This is a genomic window from Halomonas sp. M20 (assembly GCF_020622265.1).
Classification (GTDB): domain Bacteria; phylum Pseudomonadota; class Gammaproteobacteria; order Pseudomonadales; family Halomonadaceae; genus Modicisalibacter.
Genome location: NZ_JACNMQ010000008.1, coordinates 49,074 through 61,096 on the forward strand (window position 1 = coordinate 49,074; position 12,023 = coordinate 61,096).

Sequence of the window (12,023 nt, forward strand, 5' to 3'; positions counted from 1 at the left end):
AGCTTTACCACAATCGGTCGATGCAATAGATAAGACTGGAGAATAGGACTGGCACCACGCGCTCAATGACAGACGGTTTGCTGAGCCCGGCTATGCTAGCAATTCTGCCAGAAGTTCTGACAGAGACTCTGCCAGCAACCCGTTCCGACCGTGAAAGCCTGACCGTGAAACCGACAGCCGCTGCATTGCGCTATTATGAGCGCGAAATATTTCGAGAAAATCGCTTCCTGGGGCTACCCAATGGGATCGCAGCTACTGGGCCGGCGATACTGATGACGCTGACCTGTCTGCGCCTGTCGATGGGTCTTGCCGATGTTCTGTTGTGGATGCTTCCCACTGCCAGCTATCTGCTCGCCTACTCCATTCTCGTGTCGCACTTGCCTGGTCGCGGTGAGCTCAAGGCATTGGCTATCGAGGCGCTCTACGAGGAGATGAGCTACAAAGTAGAACAGCTTGAACTGTGCTTTGACGAAAACGAGTGGCGCATCGAGGGCATGGAAAGCGAGATCGGTCAACTAGAGCTCAGCATTGCAGCCCATCCGCTGCCGTCGGTTCGTGAATTTGCCTGAGTGAAATAAAAGGCAACGCTGACAGTTCATGCTTACCGGTTTTCCAACCAGGCGGCGATCTGTGCCGCGGGTTTCTCCCATCCAGGCTCCTTCAATATCCAGTGCGCGTGCCCCGAGAACTCCATGAACGTGCTTTGCGGCTGATATTTGCGTGCCACCTTGCGCACCACGCAGGCCGGTGTAATGCGATCTTCGGCACCAGCGACGATGAGCATCGGGCAGGTCACGCGGTTTGCATCAACCTGGGCCCCTTTGAAGCCCAGCGGCCAAAGGCCGATCTCGGCCATCACCCGGCCTGATTCCCAACCACAGCGTGAGTAGATGGCACGGCGCTCGGCATCGGGCAACTTGTGCATCATTGCGTAGACGGCGCGCTCGTACTCCAGTTGATGAGCCTGCTTCCAGAAGGCCCCACGGGTAAAGATGCCGAAGAAACTCTTGAGCACGGAATAGCGCAGAGAGAGTATGCCGGCAGGCGCCGCTGGCGTAATGCAGACAGCGGCCTGGGCGCAATCGCGTCCTGCGAGGATCTGCGCGAGCAGCCCACCCATGGAATGCCCGAACAGGATCGGCTTCTCAGGTAGCGCGCGGATCTCGGTTTCGAGATCCGCTGCATAATCGAGCAAGCTCGTAATGCCAAGCTCGGCCAATGGTATTTGATCCACGGGCACGCCATGGTGACGCAAATCCGGCGTCAGGCAGCGATAGCCCTTGGCTTCAAAAAAGCGCCGGTAGTTGTCCCAGTACCAGCTGCCGCCCCACATGCCGTGGATCATGAGGATAGTCTCTTGCATGCTCCCTCCTCGATCCAAGCTGTGCTTCCAGGCATTATCCAGACATTGTCCAGACATCGCCGAGTACGCCTGTTGTCATGCCGATGGCATCATCAGTCTGCCTTTGCTGCCGAATACATCTGCTCCCCCGCGATCCAGGTCTCGGCGACCTGAGTTTGCCAGATGTTCTCAGGATCAGTGCGAATGATGTCGGTATCCACCAGAATGAAGTCCGCCCATTGCCCGGGCATCAGCCCACCCAGGCTCTTTTCCTGATGGGCCGCATAGGCTGCGTCCAGGGTAAAGGCGCGTAGTGCCTCCGTAGCGGTGAGTTTCTGGCCCGGTAGCCAGCCGCCCTGAGGCTGGTCATCTCGATCCTCTCGGGTGACAGCAGCGTGCAGTCCGTAGAATGGATTCGCTGGCTCGACGGGGAAGTCGGAACCCGCTGCGACTCGGCTACCGTTGTCGAGGAAGAAGCGCCAGGCGTAGGCACCGGCAAGGCGTTGCTGCCCCAGCCGATCGCCCGCCATGTTCTTGTCGCTGGTGGCATGAGTCGGCTGCATGGACGGAATGACCCCGAGCGCCGAGAAGCGTGGAATATCATTGACGTTCACGACCTGGGCATGTTCGATGCGGTGGCGCAGTTTTCGGGCGTCCGAATCGTTTTTCAGGTTTTCTTCGTAGATGTTCAAGGCGATGCGATTGGCGCGATCGCCGATCGCGTGCATGTTGGCCTGAAAGCCATGTCGGCTGGAGACGTCGACCAGCGACTGCAGCGATTTCTTGTCTTGCAGCATCAGCCCCTTGGAGTCCGGGCGATCACTATATTGCTTGAGCAGGGCGGCACCACGACTACCCAGGGCACCATCGGCAAAAATCTTGACGCTGCGAATATCGAGCCAATCCTCCGGGTCATCCTGTGGGCCTTTTTCGAGAAGGGCCTCGAATTGTGGATCGCTCGAAGCGATCATCGGGTACAGGCGCACGCCGAGTTGGCCGGCTTCGTCGCGAGAACGGAAAAGCGCGAGTTCCGCGGCGCTGGCACCGGCATCGTGCACGCTGGTGATGCCGACTTCCTGAAGATGCGCGACGGCAGTATCGAAGGCCTGAGTCATCTCCTGCTGGCTGCGATCTGGAATCTTGTCGGTGATCAACTGCTCGGCGTTGTCGATGAATACGCCGATAGGATTGCCTTCGTCGTCGCGCAGGATCTCGCCACCCTCCGGAGCTTGGGTGTCTGCATCGATGCCGGCCAGTTCCATGGCCTTGCTGTTGACCCAGATCGCATGCTTGTCGACTCGGCTCAGCACCACCGGGCGTTCGGTAATCATGGCATCAAGTGTCTCGGCGGTAGGGAACTCCTGGCCTTCCCACAACACCTGGTTCCAGCCGCCGCCACGGATCCATTCGAGATTCGGATTCTGGCTGGCAAAATTCGCTACCTTCTTCGCTCCTTGCCTGGCCGATTCGAGATCCCGCAGATCCACTTCCAGCAGGCTATACCCTAGCGCCATGAAATGACCGTGGGCATCGATCAACCCTGGCAGAAGCGTCTTGCCTTCCGCATCAATGGCGTTCTCGGCCTCGGGGTAGTCCGCCGCCAGCTGTTTGTCACCTCGGGCCACCACCTTGCCATCCTCGATGATCAGGGTAGAAAAGGGAACGAGCTGGCGATTGGTATCGAAACCGTAACCGTTGGCGTTGTCGATCACCGTGGTCTGGGCCTGGGTGGACAGGCTGATGGTGGCGATGGAGAGACTTAATAGCGTCTTTCTGAGCATGGTATCCATTCCTTATGCTTGTACTTTGCAGCAGATGAACCGCCGAGGCTGCTACGCTATGCCTATAACCCATGAACAGTAGCGTTGCGGCAAGGCGTGAGTGCAAAAAACAGCATATGTCATAGCGTTGCCGATGGAAAATCAGCGCCTTGCCGAATTCCTGCTCTGGAGGGTGGGCGCAGGCCTCGTAGTGGTGTAGATTGGAGTTGAATATTTCGAACACTCTTTAACATGTCTCGATCCGTAACGCTGAACGGGCGAGGCCTCCAGAAGAGAATATGGTGAGAACAAGAGGAGAGGACGATGAGCGGATTTCAGTGGGATGATGCGCTGCTGTTGTCGCAGCAATTGACCGACGACGAGCGCCAGATTCAGGATGCTGCCCAGGCCTATTGTCAAGAAAGGCTGCAGCCCAGAGTGCTTGAGGCCTTTCGCGAAGAGAATTTCGATCGGGAGATACTCACCGAGATGGGCGAAATGGGGTTGCTGGGGGCGACCGTCGCCGAGGAGTACGGTGGCTCCGCTATCGGTCATGTCGCCTACGGTTTGATCGCCCGAGAAGTCGAGCGGGTCGATTCCGGCTATCGTTCCGCGATGAGTGTGCAGTCCTCCCTGGTGATGCACCCGATCGAGGCTTACGGCAGCGAAGAGCAGAAGCAGCACTATCTGCCCAAGCTGGCCACCGGCGAGCTGGTAGGCTGTTTCGGCCTTACCGAACCGGATTCCGGCTCCGACCCGGCCAGTATGCGTACCCGAGCACGCAAGGTTGACGGCGGTTACCGCCTGACGGGCCAGAAGATGTGGATCACCAACAGCCCTATTGCCGATCTGGCCATTGTCTGGGCCAAGTCCGATGCCCATGATGACAAGATCAAGGGCTTCATCGTCGATCGCGATGTCGAGGGTTTCACCACGCCGACCATCCACGGCAAGGTATCCCTACGCGCCTCGATCACCGGCGAAATCGTGCTGGACGACGCCTTCGTTGCCGAAGACAAGCTGTTGCCCGAAGCGGCCGGTCTAGGCGGGCCTTTCGGCTGTCTTAACAAGGCACGTTATGGTATCGCCTGGGGCGCCATGGGGGCTGCGGAGTTCTGTTGGCACGCCGCACGTCAATACACTCTGGATCGCAAGCAGTTCGGTCGTCCTCTGGCCGCGACCCAGCTCGTTCAGCTCAAGCTGGCCAATATGCAGACCGATATCAGCCTGGGCCTACAGGCCTGTCTGCAGGTGGGTCGACTGCTGGACGCCAAGCAGGGCACCCCGGAGATGATCTCTTTGATCAAGCGCAACAATGCCGGCAAGGCACTGGATATTGCCCGGGTAGCGCGGGACATGCACGGTGGCAACGGTATCTCCGAGGAGTACGGCGTGATTCGTCACATGGTCAACCTGGAAACCGTGAATACCTATGAGGGAACTCATGACATCCACGCTCTGATACTGGGTCGCGCACAAACCGGCATTCAGGCGTTCTTTTAACGGCGGGGAGTTCGCGCAATGAACAAACCGCTCGAAGGCGTACGCGTCCTGGATCTGTCGCGGGTGCTGGCCGGCCCCTGGTGCGGTCAGCAACTGGCGGATCTGGGTGCTGAAGTGATCAAGATCGAGCGCCCGGGCACCGGCGACGATACCCGGGCCTGGGGGCCGCCCTGGCTTTCAGGTACCCGGGAGTCCGCCTATTTCCTCAGTGCCAATCGGGGCAAGCGCTCCGTGACTGTGAACCTGGCCGACCCAGAAGGGCAGGCGCTGATTCACGAGTTGGTCGGCCACTGCGACGTGGTGCTCGAGAACTTCAAGGTCGGGGGTCTCAAGGCTTATGGGCTGGATTACGAGAGCTTGAAGGCCCTCAAGCCGGATCTGATCTACTGCTCGATCACGGGCTTCGGTCAGGATGGCCCTTATGCTCATCGCGCTGGTTACGACTTCATGATTCAGGGCATGGGCGGATTGATGAGCCTGACCGGGCAACCCGATGGAACACCCGGCAGCGAGCCCATGAAGGTCGGTGTCGCCCTGACGGATATCTTCACCGGTATGTATGCGGCAAATGCCATCATGGCGGCGCTTTTCCAGCGGGAGCGCACCGGGCAGGGCGGCCATCTCGATCTGGCATTGCTCGATGTACAGGTAGGCGTGCTGGCCAACCAGGCTCTCAATTATCTAACCAGCGATGTACCACCCCGGCGCTTGGGCAATACCCATCCCAATATCGTGCCCTACCAGGCGTTTCCTACCCAGGACGGCTACCTGATCATCACCGTGGGTAACGACAGTCAGTTCCGACGGCTGTGTCAGGTGCTGGATCGAGCGCATCTGGCCGACGATGAGCGTTTTGCCACCAATGCGGCTCGGGTCGAGTATCGCGAACTGCTGCTGCCGGAAATTGCTTCCCGCTTGTTGGAGAGAGGTACGGACGATTGGTTGGCGAGCCTGGAAGCAGTAGGGGTACCCTGCGGTCCGATCAACACGCTGGATCGCGTCTTCGATGATCCCCAGGTGCGCCATCGCGGAATGCAGATGCACATGACCCATCCCCAATCCGGCGAAGTCGATCTGGTCAGCAATCCTATTCGACTCAATGGCCAAGCACTCAACGCGGATCTGCCACCGCCGACGCTGGGGCAGCATAGTGATGAGGTGTTGCGGGAGCTTTTGGATCTCGACGATGAGAGCCTGGCGGACTTGCGTCAGCGGGGCGTGATCGGCGGCCATTAAAGATTGAAGCGCTTGGTTGATGACGTTTGTTAAAGTTTAAGCCAATGGATTGGCTTAAATTGTGACTGATACGATTACCAGGAAGGTTCCTCGTGAAAAAACGCATCAGCTTCTTTATCCATCATCAGGGGCGGGGCCATGCGCGCCGCGCCATGGCTATCATCGCCCGGTTCTCGCCGGATAGGCCCGTCACGGTCATGACCGCAGACCCGTCGCTGTTCGACGGTTTCGAGCGCAGTATCGACCTGGTGACGCTGCCCAACATGATCGGCGCCGAAGTGGCCACGCCGGCACTCCATGAAGCTGCCATCACGCCTTCCGTCATGCACTGCGTACCGCTTGGCGTGCGAGCGATGCGGCGTACCATGCGCTTGATTCTGGATCATCTGGATGACAGCGATGCGGGCCTGTTCGTCAGCGACGTTTCCGCCGAGATGGTGTTGCTGGCGCGCATCGCAAGCGTACCGGCGGTCAAGGTGCGCATGCACGGGGATCGCAACGACCCGGGGCATATGGCGGCCTATGAATGTTGCGTGGGCATGTTGGCCCCGTTCGATGAACGGCTCGAGCAGCAGGACTACCCGGACTGGGCCCGGGCCAAGACCTGCTATACCGGCGGGCTATGCACCAGCGACGATGCAGTGAAGGGCAAACATGCTGCACGAAAGAAACTGGGCTTGCCCGAAGATCAGGAAATCATCGTCGTGCTTACCGGGGGTGGCGGTGCTGGAACGCCCTATGCGCCTTTGACGGTGGCAGCCCGAGCGGTACCCCGGTCGCGTTTGATCGTCATTGGCCCGGTGCATCGCGAAGGCCATGAAACAGATTTTGCCAATCTCGAAGAGCACGGCTGGGTATCGAATGTCACGGATTACCTGGCGGCAAGCGATATCGTGCTTGCCTCTGCTGGCGATAACACGGTGCATGAAATCGCCAAGATCGGTCGCCCTTACATCTGTGCGCCGGAATGGCGTTATTTCGGTGAGCAGTCGCGCAAGGCCCAGTGCCTGGCCCGGCTCGAGGCCGCCATCCATCTCGAGACCTGGCCCGGGGATATTCAAACCTGGCAAGCGGTATTTGCCAGTGCCAGGGAGCTTGATATCACCAACTTGCAGATGCTCTATTCCCCGGATGCGGACCGGATAGCCGCGCACTGGCTCGAAGAAACAGCGGATCGGCTCTGGCGCGGTGAAACGGCGCTTGAACAAGTCTTGCCTACCGCCCAAGCCAACGATTGACGATCAGCTAGACTGCTCAGCTATACCATCTAGCTATACAGGGCAGAAGGGGGCAGTTCGGCGTGTGCAATATCCTGCTTGGTCGGATAGCGCAGTATCTGGATGCTTTTACTATTTTCGTTCCAGTCGATTAGCCCCGCATCGCGAAACTGCCCGAGCCAGTACTCCATGCACCAGCGCCCCCACTGACCATGAAAATACTCCGCGTTGCGCAGAATATGCGCGAAGTGCTGATAGGGCGGTGCAAACAGGCGATGGTGCTGATGATAGGCCCGGGCATTGGCGACCCAGAAGAAGGGTAAATCGGTTTGGGCCAGACGCCAGGCGAAATCCGTCTCCTCGCCGCCATAGCCCTCATAGGCCTCGTTCATCCCCCCCGCACGCTGGTAGCTGTCACGATGCAAGGCAAAGGAGAGGCCCCATAGACTACCCGGATCGGGTTCCGCCCGAGTGCCGGTGTCTGGGATTGGAGGGCGTGCGGGATGCGCTTGTCCCAATTGATCGAGTCGCGTGTAGTCAAGCGCTCCCTTCACGCTTTTCGCGGGCAGATAAAGTACTTCACCCAGATAGAGCCCGCGTTTGTCATCTAGGGCTAGCGAGTAGCTTTCGACCAGCGTCGGCGAGGGAATGCAGTCCACGTCGAGAAAGATCAGCTTGTCGTGACGCGCCACGGCGGCGGCCTGGTTGCGTGCTCGCGCCAGGGGCATGATTTCGCCGGGAACATGCAGGTGACGCACCGGGAAGGGCATGGCGGGTAGATCCGGATGAGGCTCGGGCTGCATGTAGGCAATCACCAGCTCATCCGGCAGCTGAGTCTGCAGTGCCAAGCCATGCAAGAGATTGACGAGATGATCGCGCCGTCCGCGAACCAGCGTCAATACGCTACTCAAGAACCACCTCGACGCTTGCGAAAATGGGTTACTCCCTCTATCACGCCCCGAGCATAGCTGGACTTGGCTAAATAGGCGTGGGTCAAACCGGGATGGCTGACCAACCTGTCGGAAAAATTGGCCACGATGATGGAGCAGGGCATGGCCTGCAGCATTTCTACATCGTTACCGGAATCACCGGCAACGAAGATCGCCTCTCTGGCTAGGCCATAGTGTTGCCTGACATGCTCTACCGCGGCGCCTTTCGAGGCTAGCGCGGGAAGGATATCCAGATAGCGCCCGTGGCTGTGTATCACGGTGCAGGCCAAACCTTGCGCCTGGAGCAAGCTACGTATCCGTTCATTGAGTGAGGGTTGCCCTTCGGTCAAATAGCTGAGCTTGAAATCACGCTGTTCAAGAGGGCTTTGTGGCGTCAGCTCAGGTAGCTGCGCCAAGAGTTCGACGATTTCTTGGCGACGCCACCCTTCGGCGATGATTGTTCTCCAGGTGTTGTCTCGCTGATAGGTCGTAGCGTTATCCGCAAGAAAATAGACTTCAGATCCCACCGAGGTGATCAAGACCTCGGGATAGGGCGTGCCTTCCATGCTCAGAATGGCCAAAGCGCTGTGCAGGCTTCTTCCCGTGGCTACACCGAAACCAAGCGAAACCTGCCCGCTGCGCCACCGGCAAAATGTGGCAGCGGATTCCGGAGAGCCCAATAGGGTATTGTCGATGTCGGTAATCAGAAAACTATCGAATCCCGGCTGGGGCTCTGGTCTTCTACAGAGCCTGCCAAGGAGTTCATGGTATTGGCTGACATGCGACTGCCAGTTGAATGCGTTTATCGCACGCGCGCCTCCGTTGGCATGGCGTTGCCAGGCTGTCTCACTGGTGAGCAGTTCGAGCGCTGCCTTGCGAATGCTGGCAGTGGAATGAGGGTCGACCAGTATCCCGTTCTGGCATCGCTTGATGATGTCGTTGGGGCCGCCGCTTTCCGTGGCAATCAAGGGTAAACCTGCGGCGGATGCTTCAAGTAACGTCAAGCCGAAAGGTTCGTTGAACGCTGGATTGACGAAAACACCACGGCGCATACGAGCATAGGCATAAATGGCAGGAATATCCGCTGATTCATGCTGCTTGGGGTAGGCCACCTTGCCATACAGGTCGTACTTGTCGATCAGGTATAAGATCTCGCCAAGATTGTGACCGATTTCCGGTTCCAGGCTGCGGATATCGCCCCGCGTTCCGGCGATAAGTACCAGATTGGCTTTCTCCTGGAGCTCAGGGGATTCGCCATAGGCTTTTATCAGGGTAGCAAGATTCTTCTTGGTGACCGGGCGGGCAATTGCAAGAAGCGGGGGGTTGTCAGGATTGACCAGAAAACGGTTGATTGCTCGGTTCACGCGGTCGCAAGTAGGTGCATCTTGAAAAGCGTCGAGATTGCTGCCAGGGGTAACGACGCGAATCTTGCCAGGGTCGTAATGGGTATAGCTGGCATATTGCACTTCCGCTTCATCGCGACTGCTGGCAATGATCAGATCCGCTTCCCGCAGCGCTCGCTCTTCAAAGGTAATACGCCGTTCGAGCGCATCCAGTTCTTCCTGGGTTGGGGCAGTATCGCAATGGGTGAAGGTGGCGAGCTTTACACGCCCCAGGGAGTGGGCGGTAAACACGAAAGGAATGCCATGGCGTTGCTTGATCGTCGCTGCCACTTCCGCGGCATCCGCATAGTGGGCGTGAATGATGTCCGGTTTTGAGTCCAGAGACTGGATATACGCATCCAGTCCTTCGGTAAAGGAGGGTAGCTCCGTCCATAGCGCTTCTTTCGCGAGATAGCCTGGGCACGTAGTGCGAAATCGTAGGATACGGGTCTTGGCATCGATGACTTCGCAATGGGTGTCGTAGTCTTTCGAATAATCGCTTATGAAGGCGCGGGTAGCGATATCGATGCGTTCAATATTCGCATCCTGGGCAGACGCCTCGACCAGTTCCAGCAGGTAGCGAATGTGCCCGCCCGTATCTGCAGTCAGTCCATATGCGACCTGTTTTCCACGTAAGCACCCTTGTAACGCAATATGTAATATGACCATATGCTTACTTCCTTGTTGGGAAGCCCCGTTCGTCTTCCCGAGTAATCAAGCTCCCGGGCTTCCTTGACTTAGTAACAGAACGCCAATACCAAGGCATGGTACAAGATGGCATTACGGATAGCACAAATCGCGCCCGTCATTTTCCCTATTCCCCCGGTCCATTACGGCGGGACGGAACGCATCGTTCATGACCTGACGGAAGCACTGATCGCTCTGGGCCACGAGGTCACCCTGTTTGCTGCAAGCGATAGCCAGACTTCCGCCAGGCTGGTCTCCGCACTACCCAGTCTTGCCCAGTTGCAGGCCAATGAAGGCGAGTTGCCACCGGGTACGGCAGGCGTCCTTGAGACCGCATTACTGGACAAAGTACGTGGATCAATAATGGAGTTCGATATCCTGCATTGCCATGGTGAATTTTTTCATGCGGCGCTATTAGGAGAGCTTCGTAAAAAGAGCCTTACCACGATACATTGGCGCGTCGATGAACGGGATCGCCAACTGTTCTTTTCCAGTTTTCCCGATCTGCCGGTAGCGGCAATTTCTCATGCGCAGGCCAAAAGCATTCCTGTCGAAAATCGCGCAGGAATCGTGCATCACGGTCTGGATTCCAGGCGATTCCCCTTCGTCGAGCAAAGTAAGGGATATCTGGCGTTCGTTGGCCGTATGACGGATCAAAAGCGACCGGATAGAGCCATCGAAATAGCCACGGCAACGGGCAAAGCCTTGAAACTGGCCGGCGGTATCGATGTGGGTAACCCGAGCTATTTCGATCACCAAGTCAAGCCGCGGCTGAACGACGACATTCGCTATATAGGCTCGGTCGATGATTCTCAAAAAGCGTTGCTGCTAGGCCATGCCGATGCGCTGCTTTTTCCGATCGAGTGGCCTGAACCTTTTGGATTGGTGATGATAGAGGCAATGGCTTGTGGCACACCGGTCATTGCCTGGCGCAACGGCGCCGTCGAAGAAATCGTCGAGCATGGCGTGAATGGCTATATCGTGGAAAGCATGGAAGAAGCATGCTGGGCGGTGAAAAATATCAGTGCACTGGATCGACGTGTTGTACGAGAGCGTTTCATGAGAGGCTTCACTCGCGAGCGCATGGCACGAGATTATGTGACGCTTTATCGACGATTGCTCGCCAACGCCTAGACCTTGAAGCCGCAACTAGTGGAATCAAATCACCTTCTTGCGCAACCAGGCCGCCAGCGCTTCACCCGCGATAACGAGCACGATGATCGCCAGTAGAATGGTAGCCACGGTGCGCCAATCCAGCATGTCGATGGCCCCCTGCAGAATGACCCCGATCCCGCCTGCGCCGACGAGCCCAAGTACCGTGGATTCGCGCAGGTTGATGTCCCAGCGGAGGATGCTCACGGCAAAAAACGTTGGCACCACCTGGGGTACGATCGCATAGAGAATGACCTTGGCCCGGGAGGCGCCGGTAGCTTCCAGCGCCTCGACCGGACGCCGATCGATCTCCTCGATGGCCTCGCCGATCAGCTTGCCGAGAAAACCCAGGGAGCGAAACATGATGGCGACGATGCCGGCGAGCACTCCCGGACCAAAGATTGCCACGAACAGCAGCGCCCAGATCAGGGTATTCACCGAACGGCTGGAGACCAGGATGAAACGGCCAAGCCACAGGGTGGCCCGATTGGGGGTGGTGTTCTGGGCCGAGATGTAGGCGACGGGCAGGGAGAGAAAGACCGCAAAGAACGTCGCGATGGTGGCAATGTTGAGCGTCTCGATCAGCGCCCAGGTAATGGCGTTGATGGCGGAAACATCCGGTGGCACCATGCGTTTGAAAAGATCGCCGATCTGAACGGGTGCATCCCACACCCAGGGCCAGATGATGTCGATAGTGGTCAGTGACCATGCGGCGGCGGCAGCAATGAAGAGCATGCCCGCAAGCCGACCCCAGCGTTGGCGTCGGGTATGGCGCGACCAGGCGCGATCAGCAATCGACTCTTTCACCAGACGCT

General features: G+C 57.9%; 10 protein-coding genes. 5 read left to right on the forward strand and 5 right to left on the reverse strand.

The annotated features are described in order from the left end of the window. Positions 1-65: 65 nt before the first annotated feature. A complete protein-coding gene (locus H7850_RS16435) occupies positions 66-569 on the forward strand; it encodes a hypothetical protein (RefSeq protein WP_227370565.1) in 504 nt (167 codons plus the stop codon). A gap of 32 nt (positions 570-601) precedes the next feature. Here H7850_RS16435 and H7850_RS16440 read toward each other — a convergent pair whose 3' ends face one another. Further along, the gene (locus H7850_RS16440; protein ID WP_227370566.1) at positions 602-1,363 is read right to left on the reverse strand and encodes an alpha/beta hydrolase; all 762 of its coding nucleotides are present in this window, start codon (positions 1,361-1,363) and stop codon (positions 602-604) included. 92 nt (positions 1,364-1,455) lie between these two features. After that, on the reverse strand, positions 1,456-3,123 hold the full coding sequence (locus H7850_RS16445; protein ID WP_227370567.1) for an amidohydrolase: 1,668 nt from the start codon (positions 3,121-3,123) through the stop codon (positions 1,456-1,458). A 303-nt stretch (positions 3,124-3,426) separates the two neighbouring features. On the opposite strand from H7850_RS16445, the gene H7850_RS16450 reads away from it, so the two are divergent. From H7850_RS16450 to H7850_RS16460, 3 genes are all read left to right on the forward strand, one after another. Continuing rightward, a complete protein-coding gene (locus H7850_RS16450) occupies positions 3,427-4,605 on the forward strand; it encodes an acyl-CoA dehydrogenase (RefSeq protein WP_227370568.1) in 1,179 nt (392 codons plus the stop codon). 18 nt (positions 4,606-4,623) lie between these two features. Continuing rightward, entirely contained in the window at positions 4,624-5,841 is a 1,218-nt protein-coding gene (locus H7850_RS16455; RefSeq protein WP_227370569.1) for a CaiB/BaiF CoA transferase family protein, read from the forward strand. A gap of 92 nt (positions 5,842-5,933) precedes the next feature. Further along, positions 5,934-7,079, forward strand: a complete 1,146-nt coding sequence (locus H7850_RS16460) for a glycosyltransferase (protein ID WP_227370570.1) — start codon at positions 5,934-5,936, stop codon at positions 7,077-7,079. Between the two features lie 29 nt (positions 7,080-7,108). Here the strand turns inward: H7850_RS16460 and H7850_RS16465 are convergent, their stop codons facing one another. Together H7850_RS16465 and H7850_RS16470 are read right to left on the reverse strand one after the other, a co-directional pair. Then, positions 7,109-7,969 (reverse strand): glycosyltransferase family 2 protein, encoded by an 861-nt coding sequence (locus H7850_RS16465; protein WP_227370571.1) that lies wholly within the window; start codon positions 7,967-7,969, stop codon positions 7,109-7,111. Beyond that, positions 7,966-10,038, reverse strand: a complete 2,073-nt coding sequence (locus H7850_RS16470) for an HAD-IIB family hydrolase (protein ID WP_227370572.1) — start codon at positions 10,036-10,038, stop codon at positions 7,966-7,968. The genes H7850_RS16465 and H7850_RS16470 overlap by 4 nt, the downstream gene beginning before the upstream one ends. 105 nt (positions 10,039-10,143) lie before the next feature. On the opposite strand from H7850_RS16470, the gene H7850_RS16475 reads away from it, so the two are divergent. Beyond that, a complete protein-coding gene (locus H7850_RS16475; protein ID WP_227370573.1) occupies positions 10,144-11,190 on the forward strand; it encodes a glycosyltransferase family 4 protein in 1,047 nt (348 codons plus the stop codon). 24 nt (positions 11,191-11,214) lie between these two features. On the opposite strand, the gene phnE is transcribed toward H7850_RS16475, so the two are convergent. Next, positions 11,215-12,015 (reverse strand): phosphonate ABC transporter, permease protein PhnE, encoded by an 801-nt coding sequence (gene phnE / locus H7850_RS16480; RefSeq protein WP_227370574.1) that lies wholly within the window; start codon positions 12,013-12,015, stop codon positions 11,215-11,217. Positions 12,016-12,023: the final 8 nt, after the last annotated feature.

Excerpts from the sequence above, each read along its gene's own strand:
- H7850_RS16440 (WP_227370566.1), bottom strand. The coding sequence starts at position 1,363 with ATGCAAGAGACTATCCTCATGATCCACGGCATGTGGGGCGGCAGCTGG.
- H7850_RS16435 (WP_227370565.1), top strand. The coding sequence starts at position 66 with ATGACAGACGGTTTGCTGAGCCCGGCTATGCTAGCAATTCTGCCAGAA.
- H7850_RS16475 (WP_227370573.1), top strand. The coding sequence starts at position 10,144 with ATGGCATTACGGATAGCACAAATCGCGCCCGTCATTTTCCCTATTCCC.
- H7850_RS16455 (WP_227370569.1), top strand. The coding sequence starts at position 4,624 with ATGAACAAACCGCTCGAAGGCGTACGCGTCCTGGATCTGTCGCGGGTG.
- H7850_RS16445 (WP_227370567.1), bottom strand. The coding sequence starts at position 3,123 with ATGCTCAGAAAGACGCTATTAAGTCTCTCCATCGCCACCATCAGCCTG.
- H7850_RS16470 (WP_227370572.1), bottom strand. The coding sequence starts at position 10,038 with ATGGTCATATTACATATTGCGTTACAAGGGTGCTTACGTGGAAAACAG.
- H7850_RS16450 (WP_227370568.1), top strand. The coding sequence starts at position 3,427 with ATGAGCGGATTTCAGTGGGATGATGCGCTGCTGTTGTCGCAGCAATTG.